The sequence below is a fragment of the Pseudomonas cimarronensis genome (assembly GCF_049331905.1).
Classification (GTDB): domain Bacteria; phylum Pseudomonadota; class Gammaproteobacteria; order Pseudomonadales; family Pseudomonadaceae; genus Aquipseudomonas.
In genome coordinates this window covers 2,783,994-2,800,567 of the sequence record NZ_CP186283.1, presented here as the reverse complement: position 1 = coordinate 2,800,567, position 16,574 = coordinate 2,783,994, and the positions used below count along the sequence as shown (strand labels likewise).

Annotated in this window: 16 protein-coding genes; 4 read left to right on the top strand and 12 right to left on the bottom strand. The window is 57.9% G+C overall.

Going from position 1 to position 16,574, the window contains the following annotated elements:
* Positions 1–8: 8 nt before the first annotated feature.
* The 7 genes from ACOCLD_RS13055 to ACOCLD_RS13025 form a co-directional block, all read right to left on the bottom strand.
* Positions 9–434 (bottom strand): GNAT family N-acetyltransferase, encoded by a 426-nt coding sequence (locus tag ACOCLD_RS13055; RefSeq protein WP_090253657.1) that lies wholly within the window; start codon positions 432–434, stop codon positions 9–11.
* Complete coding sequence (locus ACOCLD_RS13050; RefSeq protein WP_422909474.1) at positions 427–1,593, bottom strand: JmjC domain-containing protein; 1,167 nt, start codon at positions 1,591–1,593, stop codon at positions 427–429. Before ACOCLD_RS13050 ends, ACOCLD_RS13055 begins: the two co-directional genes overlap by 8 nt.
* Positions 1,594–1,671: 78 nt before the next feature.
* Entirely contained in the window at positions 1,672–3,042 is a 1,371-nt protein-coding gene (purB, locus tag ACOCLD_RS13045; RefSeq protein ID WP_233684934.1) for an adenylosuccinate lyase, read from the bottom strand.
* Positions 3,043–3,118: 76 nt separating this feature from the next.
* Entirely contained in the window at positions 3,119–3,979 is an 861-nt protein-coding gene (locus ACOCLD_RS13040; protein WP_422909473.1) for a DMT family transporter, read from the bottom strand.
* A 4-nt stretch (positions 3,980–3,983) separates the two neighbouring features.
* The gene (gene hflD, locus ACOCLD_RS13035; RefSeq protein ID WP_233684932.1) at positions 3,984–4,604 is read right to left on the bottom strand and encodes a high frequency lysogenization protein HflD; all 621 of its coding nucleotides are present in this window, start codon (positions 4,602–4,604) and stop codon (positions 3,984–3,986) included.
* A complete protein-coding gene (gene mnmA / locus ACOCLD_RS13030) occupies positions 4,601–5,719 on the bottom strand; it encodes a tRNA 2-thiouridine(34) synthase MnmA (protein WP_422909472.1) in 1,119 nt (372 codons plus the stop codon). The genes hflD and mnmA overlap by 4 nt, the downstream gene beginning before the upstream one ends.
* A gap of 61 nt (positions 5,720–5,780) precedes the next feature.
* Entirely contained in the window at positions 5,781–6,221 is a 441-nt protein-coding gene (locus ACOCLD_RS13025) for an NUDIX hydrolase (protein ID WP_257778408.1), read from the bottom strand.
* Between the two features lie 324 nt (positions 6,222–6,545).
* Between ACOCLD_RS13025 and icd the strand changes: the two genes are divergently transcribed.
* Entirely contained in the window at positions 6,546–7,802 is a 1,257-nt protein-coding gene (gene icd, locus ACOCLD_RS13020) for an NADP-dependent isocitrate dehydrogenase (RefSeq protein ID WP_257778409.1), read from the top strand.
* A gap of 80 nt (positions 7,803–7,882) precedes the next feature.
* Here the strand turns inward: icd and cspD are convergent, their stop codons facing one another.
* On the bottom strand, positions 7,883–8,146 hold the full coding sequence (gene cspD, locus ACOCLD_RS13015; RefSeq protein ID WP_422909471.1) for a cold shock domain-containing protein CspD: 264 nt from the start codon (positions 8,144–8,146) through the stop codon (positions 7,883–7,885).
* 227 nt (positions 8,147–8,373) lie between these two features.
* Here cspD and clpS point away from each other — a divergent pair, with 227 nt between their 5' ends.
* Positions 8,374–8,736: an ATP-dependent Clp protease adapter ClpS gene (gene clpS / locus ACOCLD_RS13010; protein ID WP_108488264.1), complete on the top strand. Its 363-nt coding sequence runs from the start codon at positions 8,374–8,376 to the stop codon at positions 8,734–8,736.
* Between the two features lie 29 nt (positions 8,737–8,765).
* Entirely contained in the window at positions 8,766–11,036 is a 2,271-nt protein-coding gene (gene clpA / locus ACOCLD_RS13005) for an ATP-dependent Clp protease ATP-binding subunit ClpA (protein WP_422909470.1), read from the top strand.
* 105 nt (positions 11,037–11,141) lie between these two features.
* On the opposite strand, the gene infA is transcribed toward clpA, so the two are convergent.
* The 4 genes from infA to trxB all read right to left on the bottom strand — a co-directional run bounded on the left by infA (position 11,142) and on the right by trxB (position 13,918).
* The gene (infA, locus tag ACOCLD_RS13000; RefSeq protein WP_002553999.1) at positions 11,142–11,360 is read right to left on the bottom strand and encodes a translation initiation factor IF-1; all 219 of its coding nucleotides are present in this window, start codon (positions 11,358–11,360) and stop codon (positions 11,142–11,144) included.
* A 100-nt stretch (positions 11,361–11,460) separates the two neighbouring features.
* Entirely contained in the window at positions 11,461–12,168 is a 708-nt protein-coding gene (locus ACOCLD_RS12995; protein ID WP_422909469.1) for an arginyltransferase, read from the bottom strand.
* Positions 12,169–12,223: 55 nt separating this feature from the next.
* Positions 12,224–12,904, bottom strand: a complete 681-nt coding sequence (gene aat / locus ACOCLD_RS12990; protein ID WP_422909468.1) for a leucyl/phenylalanyl-tRNA--protein transferase — start codon at positions 12,902–12,904, stop codon at positions 12,224–12,226.
* 63 nt (positions 12,905–12,967) lie between these two features.
* Positions 12,968–13,918, bottom strand: coding sequence for a thioredoxin-disulfide reductase (gene trxB, locus ACOCLD_RS12985; RefSeq protein WP_422909467.1), 951 nt, complete (start codon positions 13,916–13,918; stop codon positions 12,968–12,970).
* 230 nt (positions 13,919–14,148) lie between these two features.
* On the opposite strand from trxB, the gene ftsK reads away from it, so the two are divergent.
* Positions 14,149–16,554: a DNA translocase FtsK gene (gene ftsK, locus ACOCLD_RS12980; RefSeq protein WP_392539888.1), complete on the top strand. Its 2,406-nt coding sequence runs from the start codon at positions 14,149–14,151 to the stop codon at positions 16,552–16,554.
* Positions 16,555–16,574: the final 20 nt, after the last annotated feature.

The following is a 16,574-nucleotide window of genomic DNA, read 5'->3' as shown; positions in this document are numbered from 1 at the left end:
CCTGGCCTCTAGGCGCTATGTCGCACCATGTCTACGTGAGGGATGCCGGCGTCGAGGTATTCACCGCTGACGATGGCAAACCCGAGCTTTTCATAGAAGGCAGTGGCGTGCACCTGGGCGCTGAGCATTTGTTGCGTCAGGCCGCGTTTTTCCGCTTCCGCGATAACCGCCTGGATCAACGCAACGCCCACGTTCAGGCCACGCCAGTCCTTGAGCACGGAAACCCGGCCAATATGCCCATCCGGCAGTAGGCGAGCCGTACCAATCGGGTAATCACCTTCCAGGGCGAGAAAATGCACAGCATCGGCATCTTCGGCATCCCACTCCAGTTCCGGCGGTACGGCCTGTTCAGCGATAAACACGGTTTCGCGAATACGCCGCAGGTCAGCATTGTCCTTCTGCCAGTCGGCCAGGCGAACCTGTATCTCACTCATCAGCAAACTCCAGGCTGCCTTGTTTGACCAGTTCAACCAGCAGGTTACGCCCTTCGTCATCGGCAAGCCATGCGCCGAGGTTTTCGATGTGCAGGGCATCGGCGGAACAGACCAGTTTCAGCAGCTCACGCAGGCTGGCCGAAAGCAGGCGGCTCTGGCCGCTGGCGAACAGCACCAGGTCTTCACCGACTTCCGACCAGGCCATGCGCGCGCTGGGGTTGCGGATCAGGATGGCGCCATCTTCAAGGCCGGCGAGGAAGGTTTCTTCGTCGATCTCGATGCCGGCAATCAGCTCCGGGTATTTCGGTTCGGTCATGAACTGACCGAACCAGGTCATCAGCAGGCGTTCATCGCTCATGTGCTCGTTGAGCAGCGCCTTGAGGCGATCCAGGGCGTCGCGCTGGATCTGCGTCGGGTCGTTGGTCGGTTGCGCGTCAGCGTCGCTGTAGCGCTCTTCGTCAGGCAGGAACTGGCCGAGAAAGTCGGTGAAATGGGTCAGGACTTCAGCAGCGCTTGGCGCACGGAAGCCTACGGAATACGTCATACAGTCATCCTCAGCGGTACCACAGTGGGCCAGGAGCGGCGGCAGATAGAGCATGTCGCCGGGTTCCAGAACCCATTCTTCAGTTTTAACGAATTCGGCGAGGATCTTCAGATCCGCGTGTTGCAGCATCGGGCTATCGGTAGTGCACTGCTGGCCGATTTGCCAGCGGCGTTTGCCGTAACCCTGCAGGAGAAAAACGTCGTAGTTGTCGTAATGCGGACCCACGCCACCACCTGGCACGGCGAAGCTGATCATTACGTCATCAATGCGCCACTTGGGCAGGAACTTGAACTCTTCCAGCAGTTCGGCGACTTCAGGGACGAACTGGTCGACCGCCTGCACCAGCAGGGTCCAATCGCGCTCTGGCAGCTCAGCGAACGCGTCTTCGGCGAACGGGCCGCGGCGCAGCTCCCAAGGGTGTGCGCCATGTTCGAGAACCAGGCGCGACTCGACTTCTTCCTCAAGTGCCAGGCCGGCCAGTTCATCAGGAGAAATCGGGCTTTCGAAACCAGGAATGGCCTGGCGTACCAGCAGCGGTTTCTTCTGCCAGTAGTCACGCATGAACTCACGGGCTGTCAGGCCACCCAACAGTTGCAGCGGAGTATCAGGATTCATCGCTAAGCCCTTGAAGTCAGTAAATACCCATAAATAAAAACGCCCGGCGCAGCCGGGCGTCTGGGAGGCTGTTGCCGGCTAGATGCGCTTGGCCTGGGCGACCGCGTTGCCGATGTAGCTGGCCGGGGTCAGGAGCTTGAGCTCGGCCTTGGCGGCGGCTGGCATGTCCAGGCCATCGATAAAGCTCAGTAGCGCTTCGGGGCTGATGCCCTTGCCGCGAGTCAGTTCCTTGAGCTTCTCGTACGGGTTTTCGATGGCGTAACGACGCATCACGGTCTGGATCGGCTCGGCGAGCACTTCCCAACAGGCATCGAGGTCGGCGGCGATGCGGACTTCGTTCAGCTCCAGCTTGCCGATGCCCTTGAGGCTGGCTTCGTAGGCGATGACGCTATGGGCGAAACCGACACCGAGATTGCGCAGCACGGTGGAGTCGGTCAGGTCACGCTGCCAGCGCGAGATCGGCAGCTTGCTGGCCAGGTGCTGGAACAATGCGTTGGCGATACCCAGGTTGCCTTCGGAGTTTTCGAAGTCGATCGGGTTGACCTTGTGCGGCATGGTCGAGGAGCCGATTTCGCCGGCGATGGTGCGCTGTTTGAAATAGCCTAGGGAGATGTAGCCCCAGATATCGCGATCAAAGTCGATCAGGATGGTGTTGAAGCGCGCAATGGCGTCGAACAGCTCGGCGATGTAGTCGTGCGGCTCGATCTGCGTGGTGTAGGGGTTGAACTGCAGGCCCAGGTCACCTTCGATAAATTGCTTGGCGTTGGCTTCCCAGTCGATCTGCGGGTAGGCGGACAGGTGGGCGTTGTAGTTGCCCACGGCACCGTTGATCTTGCCCAACAGCGGCACGGCGGCTACCTGAGCGATCTGGCGCTCCAGGCGGTAGACGACGTTGGCCAGTTCCTTGCCGAGGGTAGTTGGCGATGCCGGCTGACCGTGGGTGCGCGAAAGCATCGGCACGTCGGCGAACTTGATCGCCAGCTCGCGGATGGCTTCGGCGGTCTGACGCATCAGTGGCAGCAGCACGTCGTCACGGCCGGCGCGCAGCATCAGGGCGTGGGACAGGTTGTTGATGTCCTCGCTGGTGCAGGCGAAGTGAATGAACTCGCTGACCTTGTCCAGTTCAGGCAGCTTGGCCGCTTGTTCCTTTAGCAGGTATTCCACGGCTTTGACGTCGTGGTTGGTGGTGCGCTCGATTTCTTTGACGCGCTCGGCGTGCTCGACGGCGAAGTTGTCAGCCAGCTCATTGAGCACGGCGTTGGCTTCGGCGGAGAAGGGCGCTACTTCGGATACGCCTTCATGGGCGGCCAGGCGCTGCAGCCAGCGTACTTCAACCAGAACGCGGAAACGGATCAGGCCGTATTCGCTGAAAATGGGGCGCAGAGCGCTGGTTTTGCCGGCGTAGCGGCCATCAACGGGGGAAACCGCGGTGAGCGAAGAAAGCTGCATGGGAGGCGTTCTCGGACAATCGGGCATTGAAAAGGGCGCGTATCATACATGAAATCGACGCCCGGCCGCGATTGCTTCAGCTGCCTTTGCGACGACTGATCGACAGCAGGCTGGCACTGAAAATCAGTGCGGCGCCCAGGAACGAGGTCAGATCGGGCGTTTCACCCCAGCGCAACCAGGCAATCAGTCCAGCGAACACAATCGCCAGGTAGGCGAAGGGGCCGATCAGTCCGGGCGGCGCCAGGCCGTAAGCCTTGGACATGATGATCTGGCTGGCGGTGGCCAGCAGGCCGATCACCAGCAGCAAGCCCAGCTCGTGTTGGGTCATCGGCTGCCAGGCCCAGGTCAGCGGGATGGCCGAGATCAAGGCGCTGAACAGGGAAAAGTAGAAGACGATGCGAAAAGCCGGCTCGGTGTCGCTCATTTCGCGGATCGAGACAAAGGCGAACGCCGCCAGTACACTGGCGGCGAGGCCAATCAGGGCCTGACTGTCGAGCAGTGCAGCTGAGGGTTTGGCCACCAGCAGTACACCAATCAGACCGATGCCGGTGGTCAGCAACATGCGCTTACTGAGCGGCTCCTTGAGCCACCACCAGGCAATCAGCGGGGTGAACACTGGTGCCGAGTAGGTGAACAGCATGGCGTCGGCCAGTGGCAGGTGGGCAATGGCGTAGAAGAAGCAATACATCGCCGCCAGGCCGTAGGTGGTGCGCCACAGGTGAGACTTCAAGCGAGTGGTCTTGAGCGGGCCAACCCCTTTGAGCAAGACCAGTGGCATAAAGAACAGCACACCGACCAGGTTGCGAAAGAACACCACCGATTCGTTGTTGACGCTGACCGACACCTCGCGGATGCCAACACCCATCAGGGAAAACAGCAGGGCAGACAATGCCAGCAGGGCTGCGCCTTGCAGTGGTTTGACCGAGCGCGTGCTCATGCGCTCAGGACCGCAGCAGCGGGTAGAGTTCCTTGAGCAACTTGCCGCGACTGAACACCATCTGCCAGCGATGGCCGCCCAGCTGGCGCCACAGGCGCGCCGAGCGAATGCCGGCGAGTAGCAGAGCGCGGATTTTCGCGGCATTGTTGGTTTGTTGCAGATGGCGCATATCGCCTTGCACCTGGATGCGCTGACGGAAGGTGCTGATGGTGTCCTGGTACAGCCCGCCACAATTGGCGATCACATTCTCATGGGTCGGACCGAAGTGCTCGACCTGTTGCTGCACCTGGTCAAGGCGGCTGCCCATCACTTGCAGCATGTCGCCGCGCTTGTCCAGCTGGCGCTCCAGAGCCAGCAGCGCCAGGGCATAGCGCAGTGGATCACGTTGCAGGCTGGCGGGGTCACGCTCCAGTGCGCCCACCAGGGCACGATAGCCATCACGCAGGTTGAGATCATCGCCGCCGTAAACGTCCAGGGTATCTTTAGGATCGCGCACCAGCAGGCTGTTGATCATGCAGGCCACGGCCGCTTCGCTGACCTGGCCGGTGCGCGCCAGTTTGTCGACCAGCACGGCTGATTCGAATACCGCGCCGAGGGCGATCAGTTGCTCGCGGATTGGATTCACGCCGTTTGCTCCCGCGCAGTCCAGGGCTCGGCGGTTTCAATCACGCCTCCACCGAGGCAGATTTCACCGTCGTAGAACACCACGGATTGGCCTGGTGTGACGGCGCGCTGGGGTTCGGCAAAAACTGCTCGGTAGCCGCTGGCGGTTTTCTCCAGTGTGCAGGCTTGATCAGTCTGGCGATAACGCACCTTGGCAGTCAGTGCGCGCGGCGTGCTCAGATCAATCGGGTTGACCCAATAAATCTCCGAGGCGAGCAGGGCGCGGCTAAACAGCCAGGGATGCTCATTGCCCTGGCCAACCACCAGCACATTGCGGCTCAGGTCCTTGTGCAGGACATACCAGGGCTCGTCGCTGGCATCTTTCAAACCGCCAATGCCCAGCCCCTGACGCTGACCGATGGTGTGGTACATCAGGCCGTGATGGCGGCCGATGATCTCGCCTTCGGTGGTTTCGATATTGCCCGGCTGGGCCGGCAGGTACTGCTTGAGAAAATCGCTGAAACGCCGTTCGCCGATAAAGCAGATGCCGGTCGAGTCCTTCTTCTTGGCTGTGGCCAGTTGGTACTTCTCGGCAATCGCGCGTACCGCCGGCTTTTCCAGCTCACCGACTGGGAACAGGGTCTTGGCGATCTGCTCACCGCCCACCGCATGCAGGAAGTAGCTCTGGTCCTTGTTCGGATCGAGCCCCTTGAGCAGTTCTGTGCGCCCGTCGACATCCCGGCGGCGCACGTAGTGACCGGTGGCAATCAGGTCGGCACCGAGCATCAGCGCGTAGTCGAGGAATGCTTTGAACTTGATTTCGCGATTACACAGAATGTCCGGGTTCGGTGTGCGCCCGGCCTTGTATTCGGCAAGAAAGTGCTCGAACACGTTGTCCCAGTATTCGGCGGCGAAATTGGCTGTGTGCAGTTTGATGCCGATCTTGTCGCAAACGGCTTGCGCGTCGGCCAGGTCGTCCATGGCAGTGCAGTATTCGGTACCGTCGTCTTCGTCCCAGTTCTTCATGAATAGGCCTTCGACCTGATAGCCCTGCTCAAGTAACAGAAGGGCTGAAACGGACGAATCTACACCGCCGGACATACCGACAATAACGCGCTGGGTAGTTGAATCTGACATGGGAATACTGGGCACGGCTTGAAGAAAGGTAGCGATTCTATCAGGCCGTGCGGCCTTGACGTTAATCGCGAATCAGGCTCAGGGCAAAGTGTTGACCACTCAGGTAATCATCGATACAGCGCAATACCAGCTCGCTACGCCAGCGCTCCGGTTCTGCCGCCAGCTCGTCGCGGGTCAGCCAGCGCGGGCCGATGATGCCGTCGTCCAGCGGGTGATCAGGGCGGTGCTGCAGTACTTTACCGGCGAAACACACGCGCTGGTAGGTGATGCCATTGCTGGGGGCGGTATACAGGTAGATACCGACTACCCCCGTCAGCTCGATATCCCAGCCGGTTTCTTCGAGGGTTTCACGCAGTGCGGCCTGTATCAGACTTTCGTCGGCTTCCAAGTGGCCGGCAGGCTGATTAAATACGGCGCGGTTATCGGCCATTTCCTCAACCAGCAGAAACCGCCCCTGATCTTCGACTACGGTGGCGACTGTGACGTGTGGAGTAAAGCGCATAGGGAACTCCTTGAGCGGGCGCGTGATCATAGCCGCAGTCACCGGTTATGGTGATGGTCGAAGCAATTGGGCAATGAGCTGCTAGGATAAAATCGTCTTGGCACAAGCGCTGTGTAGCGTACTTGTAGTTTGACTACAAAGCCGTTTTGCTAATCAGCCTGATGCCCGCAAGAACGCGCATGTGCAATGTTTTCAATGGATAAAGTGCGTGACTTTCTGTAGAAAAACTACAAAAATAACTCGCCTTTCCGAGACCCAAAAAGATCTATTCAGCACGTCATCTGCGTGACTGAATGCCAGACCACGAAAACAACGGAGTCCAGCATGGGATACCAAAAGATCCAGGTGCCTGCCACCGGTGACAAAATCACCGTCAATGCCGATACATCCCTGAACGTACCGAACAATCCAATCATCCCCTTTATCGAAGGTGATGGTATCGGTGTCGATATCAGCCCGGTCATGATCAAAGTCGTTGATGCTGCCGTACAGAAAGCCTACGGCGGTGAGCGCAAGATCTCCTGGATGGAAGTTTACGCTGGCGAGAAAGCCACTCAGGTTTACGACCAGGATACCTGGCTGCCTCAGGAAACCCTGGACGCGGTCAAAGATTACGTCGTTTCCATCAAGGGCCCGCTGACCACGCCAGTCGGTGGTGGTATCCGCTCCCTGAACGTTGCCCTGCGTCAGCAACTCGACCTGTATGTCTGCCTGCGCCCTGTGCGCTGGTTTGAAGGCGTGCCAAGCCCGGTGAAGAAGCCTGGCGATGTCGACATGACCATCTTCCGCGAGAACTCGGAAGACATCTATGCCGGTATCGAGTGGAAAGCCGGTTCGCCGGAAGCCAATAAGGTCATCAAGTTCCTCCAAGAGGAAATGGGTGTTACCAAGATTCGTTTCGACCAGGACTGCGGTATCGGCGTCAAGCCGGTTTCCAAAGAAGGCACCAAGCGCCTGGCACGTAAAGCTCTGCAGTATGTGGTTGATAACGACCGCGACTCGCTGACCATCGTGCACAAAGGCAACATCATGAAGTTCACCGAAGGTGCCTTCAAGGAGTGGGCCTACGAAATTGCCGCTGAAGAGTTCGGTGCAACCCTGCTGGATGGCGGCCCTTGGATGCAATTCAAGAACCCGAAAACTGGCAAAAACGTCATCGTCAAGGACGCCATCGCTGACGCCATGCTGCAGCAGATCCTGCTGCGTCCTGCCGAGTACGACGTGATCGCCACCCTGAACCTCAACGGCGACTACCTGTCCGACGCCCTGGCGGCTGAAGTAGGCGGCATCGGCATCGCGCCGGGCGCCAACCTGTCTGACACCGTAGCCATGTTCGAAGCTACCCACGGTACTGCACCGAAGTACGCTGGCAAGGATCAGGTGAACCCGGGTTCGCTGATTCTCTCCGCTGAAATGATGCTGCGCCACATGGGTTGGACCGAGGCGGCCGATCTGATCATCAAGGGCACCAATGGTGCCATCGGTGCCAAGACCGTCACCTATGACTTCGAGCGCCTGATGGACGGTGCCAAGCTGCTGTCCTGCTCGGCATTCGGTGATGCACTGATTTCGCACATGTAAGCCAATCAGCTGCGCATAAAGAAAGGCCGGTCAAGTGACCGGCCTTTTTTGTGGGCGATTAACTGCCCAGATGACTCTAATCAGACTTCAACCGTTACGCCCTGGTGGTGCTTAACTACGGCGGGCGCTTCACTGGCGGCAGTAGCCGCACTGATGTTTACGGCGTGGAGTCCTTTTGGACCTTGAATAATATCGAAGCTTACCGGCTGGCCAGCCTTCAGCGTTTTATAGCCGTCCATCTGGATAGCCGAGTAGTGGGCGAACAGGTCCTCATCTCGACCATCGGCCAGGATGAATCCATAGCCTTTGGCGTTGTTGAACCACTTGACCTTACCGCTAACCATGCTGATATCCCTCTGCAAAGGACTCCATCACTGGAGTATCATCCACTTCAATTCCACACCCAGTTCGCCAAGGCGGCCTGCGTGTGAAACCCCTTAATACCCACGCTGGGTATTCATTGTTTGTAACACCGTTTTGCCGATAGTCAAGGCAATGCTGTAACTGGCTGAGAAGCCGTTCAAACTCTGTCTAGCACAGACTATTCGCCCATTAAACGAAGCTCTTCAGCATGCATGCACGTAGCCAGATTCGACTAACATTCAATCAGGATCGCCCCGCAGAGCATGAGGACGATTCCTTCGGCCTGGCCGTTCAGGAATCCAAGCCCGCTCTGCAGGCTCCCCCCATGTATAAAGTGGTGTTGTTTAACGATGACTACACGCCCATGGATTTCGTGGTCGAGGTACTCGAGGTGTTCTTCAACCTGAATCGAGAACTGGCGACCAAGATCATGCTGACCGTCCATACAGAGGGGCGGGCAGTGTGTGGAGTGTTTACCCGCGATATTGCTGAAACCAAAGCGACACAGGTGAATCAATATGCGAGAGAGAGCCAGCATCCGCTACTCTGTGAAATAGAGAAAGACGGTTAACGCCGGACACTTGGGCATGAGGTGAAGCTATGTTAAATCGAGAGCTCGAAGTCACCCTCAATCTGGCTTTCAAGGAGGCTCGCACCAAGCGTCATGAATTTATGACGGTTGAGCACTTGCTCCTGGCCCTCCTGGATAACGAGGCTGCCGCCAGCGTACTGCGCGCGTGTGGGGCCAACCTGGACAAGCTGCGGCATGATCTGCAGGAGTTTATCGACTCAACCACGCCGCTTATTCCACAGCACGATGAAGAACGCGAAACTCAGCCTACGTTGGGATTCCAACGTGTTCTGCAGCGTGCGGTGTTCCATGTGCAGAGTTCCGGCAAGCGTGAAGTGACGGGCGCCAATGTGCTGGTGGCGATTTTCAGCGAGCAGGAAAGTCAGGCGGTGTTCCTGCTCAAACAGCAGAGCGTCGCGCGCATTGATGTGGTCAATTTTATTGCCCACGGCATCTCCAAGGTGCCAGGCCATGGCGGTCACTCAGAAACCGAACAGGAAATGCAGGATGAGGAGGGCGGTGAGTCTTCCAGCTCCAGCAATCCGCTGGATGCCTATGCCAGCAACCTGAATGAGCTGGCGCGTCAGGGTCGCATCGACCCGCTTGTCGGGCGTGAGCAGGAAGTTGAGCGCGTTGCGCAGATTCTGGCGCGTCGTCGCAAGAACAATCCACTCTTGGTGGGCGAGGCAGGCGTGGGTAAAACCGCAATCGCCGAAGGGCTGGCCAAGCGCATTGTTGATGCTCAGGTGCCTGACTTGCTGGCCGATAGCGTTGTCTACTCACTGGATCTCGGTGCGCTGCTGGCAGGCACCAAATACCGGGGGGACTTCGAGAAACGCTTGAAAGCGCTGCTCAACGAGCTGCGTAAACGGCCTCATGCGATTCTGTTTATCGATGAAATCCATACCATTATCGGTGCCGGCGCCGCCTCAGGTGGTGTCATGGATGCGTCCAACCTGCTCAAGCCGATGCTTTCATCAGGAGAAATCCGCTGCATTGGCTCAACCACGTTCCAGGAGTTCCGCGGTATTTTCGAGAAAGACCGTGCTCTGGCGCGGCGTTTCCAGAAAGTCGATGTGGTGGAGCCTTCGGTGGAAGACACCATTGGTATTCTGCGTGGACTGAAAGGTCGTTTCGAACAGCACCACAGCATTGAATACAGCGATGAAGCGCTGCGCGCAGCGGCTGAGCTGGCGTCGCGCTACATCAATGACCGACATATGCCAGACAAGGCTATTGATGTCATTGACGAGGCCGGTGCTTATCAGCGTCTGCAGCCGGCAGACAAGCGTCTGGCTCGTATCGATGTCGCGCAGGTCGAGGATATCGTAGCGAAGATTGCGCGGATTCCGCCAAAACATGTCAGCAGCTCGGACAAGGAGTTGCTGCGTAACCTTGAGCGCGATCTTAAGCTCACCGTGTTTGGTCAGGATGCGGCGATTGACTCGCTGTCTACCGCGATCAAGCTTTCACGAGCGGGCCTCAAGGCCCCGGACAAACCAGTCGGGTCATTCCTGTTTGCCGGGCCGACCGGTGTAGGTAAAACCGAAGCGGCGCGGCAGTTGGCCAAGGCTTTGGGCGTTGAGCTGATTCGCTTCGATATGTCCGAATACATGGAGCGGCATACCGTGTCGCGCCTGATCGGTGCTCCACCTGGTTATGTGGGTTTTGACCAGGGTGGCTTGCTCACCGAAGCCATTACCAAAACACCACATTGCGTACTGCTGCTCGATGAAATCGAAAAGGCGCATCCGGAAGTCTTCAATCTGCTGTTGCAGGTCATGGACCATGGCACGCTGACCGATAATAACGGGCGCAAGGCGGACTTCCGCAATGTAATCGTGATCATGACCACCAACGCTGGCGCCGAAACGGCTTCACGCGCATCAATTGGCTTCACTTACCAGGATCACTCATCCGATGCCATGGAAGTGATCAAGAAGAGCTTCACCCCAGAGTTCCGTAACCGTCTGGATACCATCATCCAGTTTGGTCGCCTGAGCCATGAGGTGATTAAAAGCATTGTCGACAAGTTCCTCACTGAGTTGCAGGCACAGCTGGAGGACAAGCGTGTCATGCTCGAAGTCAGCGATGCTGCGCGTAACTGGTTGGCGGAACGTGGCTATGACGTGCAGATGGGCGCTCGGCCAATGGCGCGTTTGATCCAAGACAAGATCAAGCGACCGTTAGCAGAAGAGATTCTGTTCGGTGAGCTGGCTGAACACGGAGGGGTTGTGCATGTTGATATCGCTGATGGCGAGCTGACCTTCGACTTTGAAACCACCGCTGAGATGGCCTAACGGCCATCTACAGTTCTTGCGCGCACAAAAACGCCCGGCAATGCCGGGCGTTTTTACTGGAGCGTGGTGTAACAGATACCGGAAAACGGAGTTTTCAGCAGCCTGTTAACGGGCGCGATAGGTAATGCGGCCCTTGCTCAAGTCATAAGGTGTAAGTTCAACGCGAACTTTGTCACCAGTCAAAATGCGGATGTAATTTTTGCGCATCTTTCCGGAGATGTGCGCAGTAACGACGTGCCCGTTTTCCAACTCCACGCGGAACATGGTGTTGGGCAGGGTGTCGACGACAGTGCCTTCCATTTCGAAGCTGTCTTCTTTCGACATGCAGTAAAGCCCTCGGTATCCAATGAATGGCCCGGTGCAACTGGCGCCAGGCAAAAGCGGCGTGCATTGTGCCCGAAAATTGGGGTTTGCGCCAAGGGCTTCAGTTAAGGCTGACCCAGCGTTGATTGACGAACAGCTCAATCGGACGGTATTGGGTCTTGTAGCTCATCTTGCGGCAGTTCTTGATCCAGTACCCGAGGTACACAGCTTGCAGCCCCAGGCGGGCGGCTTCGGCAATTTGCCAGAGGATGGCAAAGCGCCCAAGGCTACGCCGCTCCTCGTTCGGCTCATAAAAGGTATACACCGCAGACAGACCGTTAGGCAGTACATCGGTTACCGCCACCGCCAGCAGGCGATTGTCCTGGCGAAATTCATAGAAGCGAGAAAACGCAAGGTCGCGCACCAGAAAGGTCGAAAATTGCTCGCGATTAGGCGGGAACATATCGCCATCGGCATGCCGCTGTTCTATGTAGCGCACGTACAGCGCGTAATATTCTTCGGTAAATGTCGGGCGTACCTGGCGCACCTGAATATCCTGATTGCGCTTGAAAATCCGTCGCTGCTGACGGTTGGGGCTGAATTGTGCGGCGGGAATGCGCGCTGGAACACAGGCGGTACAGCGCTGGCAGTGCGGGCGATAGAGGTGGTCGCCACTTCGGCGAAAGCCCATTTCCGAGAGTTCGGCATACACCTGCGCATCCATGGGCTGGCTGGGGTCGAGGAACAACGTAGTGGCTTGTTCGTCGGGCAGATAGCTGCAGGGATGTGGTTGAGTGGCATAAAACTTTAGGCGGGCCAGCTCGGTCATGATCGACTCTCGGGATCAGTCTTCAACCAAGTGTAAGCCAGGCTGACAAACTCGCCTAGGCAACCCAGTCAGCCTGATTGGGCTGTTCAAGATAAAGGCTGAGGTGGCGCGCAAATTCATTACGGCTAATTGTTCGGGCGCCAAGACTGAGCAGATGCTCAGTGGGCATCTGGCAGTCAATCAGGACAAAACCCCAGGCTTTCAGCCGTTCAACCAGTGTGGCAAAACCTACTTTGGATGCATTGTCGGCGCGGCTGAACATCGACTCACCAAAGAACAGCTGACCCATCGCCAAGCCGTAAAGCCCGCCCACCAGCTTACCGTCACGCCAGACTTCCACCGAATGAGCGATGCCGCGTCTATGCAATTCCAGGTAGGCATCCTGCATGGGGCTGGTTATCCAGGTTTCTGCCGCATAACTACGTGGTGCGGCGCAGGCGCGAATAACCTCGCTGAACGCCTGATCAAAACTTACCCGATAGCGACCTTGGCGCAATACCTTGGCCAGGCTACGCGAGACATGCAACTCATCAGGCAGTAGAACCGTGCGTGGGTCGGGCGACCACCAGAGAATCGGCTGGCCATCCTGAAACCAGGGAAAGCAGCCGTGGCGATAGGCCTGGATCAGGCGTTCAGGACGCAAGTCGCCACCCGCCGCGAGCAGTCCATTGGGATCGCGCAGCGCGCTATTAAGTGGAGGAAAGTCCAGTGACTCGCGTTGCAACCACGTCAGCATGGGCAGGGCCGGAATCGGGCAGGAAGAGGGCAGGGCGGGCCAGATAGCCCGCCTTGCGGTCGATCAATTGGCGTCGAGGAACTTTTCGACATCCAGCGCTGCCATGCAGCCAGCACCAGCCGAAGTAATGGCCTGACGATAGACATGGTCGGCAACATCACCGGCAGCGAATACACCTTCGATGCTGGTCGCAGTAGCGTTACCTTCGTTGCCACCTTTGATCAGCAGGTAACCGTCGCGCATTTCCAGCTGCCCCTGGAACAGGTCGGTGTTGGGTTTATGGCCAATAGCAATAAACACACCGGCCAGCGGCAGGTCAGTGGTTGCACCCGTCTGGGTGTTCTTCAGGCGTGCACCGGTAACGCCCGTGTTGTCGCCCAGCACTTCTTCCAGCTGGTGATTCCAGTGCAGCACCACGTTGCCGCTGGTGGCCTTGTCGAACAGTTTGTCCTGCAGAATCTTTTCCGAGCGCAGCTTGTCGCGGCGGTGCACCAGGTGCACTTCCTTGGCGATATTCGACAGGTACAGGGCTTCTTCAACGGCGGTATTACCGCCGCCGATTACCGCAACCACCTGGTTGCGATAGAAGAAACCATCGCAGGTGGCGCAGGCCGATACACCTTTGCCGGAGAATGCTTCTTCAGAAGGCAGGCCCAAGTACTGTGCCGATGCGCCCGTGGCAATAATCAGTGCATCACAGGTGTAAGTACCGCTGTCGCCTTTCAACGTGAAAGGACGCGACTGCAACTCGGCAGTGTGGATGTGGTCGTAGACGATCTCGGTTTCAAAGCGCTCGGCATGCTTTTGCATACGCTCCATCAGCGCCGGGCCGGTCAGTCCTTCAACATCACCCGGCCAGTTGTCCACTTCAGTGGTGGTGGTCAGCTGACCGCCGGGCTGAATGCCGGTAATGATTACAGGCTTGAGGTTGGCGCGGGCAGCGTAAACGGCAGCGCTATAACCGGCAGGGCCGGAGCCCAGGATGATCAAGCGTGAATGCTTGACTTCGCTCATAAAAACACCTCATAAGCCTTTGTCACAAAAGAGAATGCATGCTCCAATTGAGCCGCACGGAAGATGTTGGCGGATATGCTACACCGAAGCAGGCAAGGAGCGGGAGTCAACCACTCGAGCTGTTTATGCATACAGTTCGCTCTGGTATCGTCTGACTAAACCCGTACAATCGCTGCATATTTTGCCGTTAACCAATTATTCGGCGCCTTTGGCGCAGGAACAGATGCGTTTTGAAGAAATCTAGCCCAACCGTACAAGCCCCTCTCTGGCGTCAGCAGTTGCCCTATCGATTGAAAGAAGGCGCTCTGATAGGCCTTGGCGCGCTTTGCCTGTACCTGTGGATGGCTTTGCTGACCTACGATGCGGCCGATCCGGGCTGGACCCACACCAGTAATGTCGAGCAGGTGCAGAACGCCGCCGGTCGTGCCGGTGCCTGGTTTGCCGATATTCTGTTTATGGCCCTGGGCTATTTCGCCTATCTGTTTCCGCTGTTGCTCGCGGTGAAAACTCTGCAGGTGTTTCGTGCGCGTCATCAGCCCTGGCAGTGGAGCGGCTGGCTATTTTCCTGGCGGCTGATCGGTCTGGTGTTTCTGGTGCTGTCCGGCGCGGCGCTGGCTTATATTCACTTCCAGGCCAGTTCCAGCATGCCTGCATCGGCCGGCGGCGCTCTTGGCGAAAGCCTCGGCCAGTTGGCTATTAATGCGCTAAATGTACAGGGCAGTACCTTGCTGTTTATTGCCCTGTTTCTGTTCGGGCTGACCGTATTTACCGATCTGTCCTGGTTCAAGGTCATGGACCTGACCGGCAAGATCACCCTTGATCTGATCGAGCTGATTCAGAGCCTGGCCAATCGCTGGTGGAATGCTCGCCTGGAGCGCAAGCAACTGGTGGCACAACTGCGTGAAGTGGATGAGCGGGTCAGCGAAGTGTCAGCTCCGATCGTGCTGGATCGCCGCGAGCAGGCCAAGGTCAAGGAGCGGCTGATCGAGCGCGAAGATGCGCTGAACAAACACATGAGCGAGCGGGTTAACCGTCCGGCTCCGGTGATTACTCCACCAGCTGCACCGAAAGCCCCCGAACCCAGCAAGCGCGTCTTGAAAGAAAAGCAGGTGCCGCTGTTCGTCGACAGCGCCATCGAGGGTACGCTGCCACCCATCTCCATCCTCGATCCGGCCGAAACCAAGAAAGTCGCGTATTCCCCCGAGTCACTGGCAGGCGTCGGCCATCTGCTGGAACTCAAGCTGAAGGAGTTCGGCGTAGAAGTCTCGGTTGACTCGATCCACCCAGGCCCGGTGATCACCCGCTACGAAATTCAACCGGCAGCCGGGGTTAAAGTCAGTCGCATCGCCAACCTGGCTAAAGACCTGGCGCGCTCACTAGCTGTAACCAGCGTGCGCGTGGTTGAAGTTATTCCAGGTAAAACCACGGTCGGTATCGAGATACCCAATGAAGACCGGCAGATCGTGCGTTTCTCCGAGGTGCTGTCCTCGCCGGAGTACGACGACGCCAAATCGCCGGTCACCCTGGCGCTGGGCCACGACATTGCCGGCAAACCGATCATCACCGACCTGGCGCGCATGCCGCACTTGCTGGTGGCAGGTACCACCGGTTCGGGTAAATCGGTGGGGGTCAACGCAATGATCCTGTCGATCCTGTTCAAATCGAGCCCAGAAGACGCGCGCTTGATCATGATCGACCCGAAAATGCTCGAATTGTCGATCTACGAAGGTATTCCGCACCTGCTCTGTCCGGTAGTGACCGACATGAAGGAAGCCGCCAACGCCCTGCGCTGGTCGGTAGCCGAGATGGAACGGCGCTACAAGCTGATGTCAAAGATGGGCGTGCGCAACCTGGCCGGCTTCAACCGCAAGGTCAAGGATGCGGAAGAGGCCGGCGAGCCGCTCGCCGATCCGCTGTACAAGCGCGAAAGCATGCACGATGAAGCGCCGCTGCTGAAAACCCTGCCAACCATCGTGGTGGTGGTCGATGAATTTGCCGACATGATGATGATCGTTGGTAAAAAGGTCGAAGAGCTGATCGCTCGTATCGCGCAGAAAGCCCGTGCCGCGGGGATTCACCTGATTCTCGCGACTCAGCGCCCCTCGGTGGACGTGATTACCGGCCTGATCAAGGCCAACATCCCGACCCGTATGGCCTTCCAGGTATCGAGCAAGATCGACTCGCGCACCATTATCGACCAGGGTGGCGCCGAGCAACTGCTCGGCCATGGTGACATGCTCTATATGCCGCCCGGCACCAGCCTGCCGATTCGCGTACACGGCGCCTTCGTATCCGATGATGAAGTCCACAGGGTGGTCGAGGCCTGGAAGCAACGCGGCACGCCTGACTACATCGATGACATTCTCAATGGCGTCGAGGAGTCAGGGAGTGGTTTTGAGGGCGGCAGCGGCGAGGGCGGTGGTGAAGGCAGCGAAGCCGACCCGCTTTACGATGAGGCGGTCAATTTCGTCCTTGAAAGCCGTCGCGCCTCGATTTCCGCCGTTCAGCGCAAACTGAAAATTGGCTACAACCGCGCTGCGCGCATGATTGAAGCCATGGAAATGGCCGGTGTGGTTACCTCAATGAACACCAATGGCTCGCGCGAGGTCATAGCTCCAGGCCCGATGCGCGACTAGTGCCCGACCCAGATTGCTGC

Excerpts from the sequence above, each read along its gene's own strand:
- ACOCLD_RS13050 (WP_422909474.1), bottom strand. The coding sequence starts at position 1,593 with ATGAATCCTGATACTCCGCTGCAACTGTTGGGTGGCCTGACAGCCCGT.
- ACOCLD_RS13040 (WP_422909473.1), bottom strand. The coding sequence starts at position 3,979 with ATGAGCACGCGCTCGGTCAAACCACTGCAAGGCGCAGCCCTGCTGGCA.
- ACOCLD_RS12995 (WP_422909469.1), bottom strand. The coding sequence starts at position 12,168 with ATGACCGAGCTGGCCCGCCTAAAGTTTTATGCCACTCAACCACATCCC.
- trxB (WP_422909467.1), bottom strand. The coding sequence starts at position 13,918 with ATGAGCGAAGTCAAGCATTCACGCTTGATCATCCTGGGCTCCGGCCCT.
- cspD (WP_422909471.1), bottom strand. The coding sequence starts at position 8,146 with ATGGTTAGCGGTAAGGTCAAGTGGTTCAACAACGCCAAAGGCTATGGA.
- ACOCLD_RS13055 (WP_090253657.1), bottom strand. The coding sequence starts at position 434 with ATGAGTGAGATACAGGTTCGCCTGGCCGACTGGCAGAAGGACAATGCT.
- purB (WP_233684934.1), bottom strand. The coding sequence starts at position 3,042 with ATGCAGCTTTCTTCGCTCACCGCGGTTTCCCCCGTTGATGGCCGCTAC.
- mnmA (WP_422909472.1), bottom strand. The coding sequence starts at position 5,719 with ATGTCAGATTCAACTACCCAGCGCGTTATTGTCGGTATGTCCGGCGGT.
- infA (WP_002553999.1), bottom strand. The coding sequence starts at position 11,360 with ATGTCGAAAGAAGACAGCTTCGAAATGGAAGGCACTGTCGTCGACACC.
- ACOCLD_RS13025 (WP_257778408.1), bottom strand. The coding sequence starts at position 6,221 with ATGCGCTTTACTCCACACGTCACAGTCGCCACCGTAGTCGAAGATCAG.
- clpS (WP_108488264.1), top strand. The coding sequence starts at position 8,374 with ATGCATGCACGTAGCCAGATTCGACTAACATTCAATCAGGATCGCCCC.
- clpA (WP_422909470.1), top strand. The coding sequence starts at position 8,766 with ATGTTAAATCGAGAGCTCGAAGTCACCCTCAATCTGGCTTTCAAGGAG.
- icd (WP_257778409.1), top strand. The coding sequence starts at position 6,546 with ATGGGATACCAAAAGATCCAGGTGCCTGCCACCGGTGACAAAATCACC.
- aat (WP_422909468.1), bottom strand. The coding sequence starts at position 12,904 with ATGCTGACGTGGTTGCAACGCGAGTCACTGGACTTTCCTCCACTTAAT.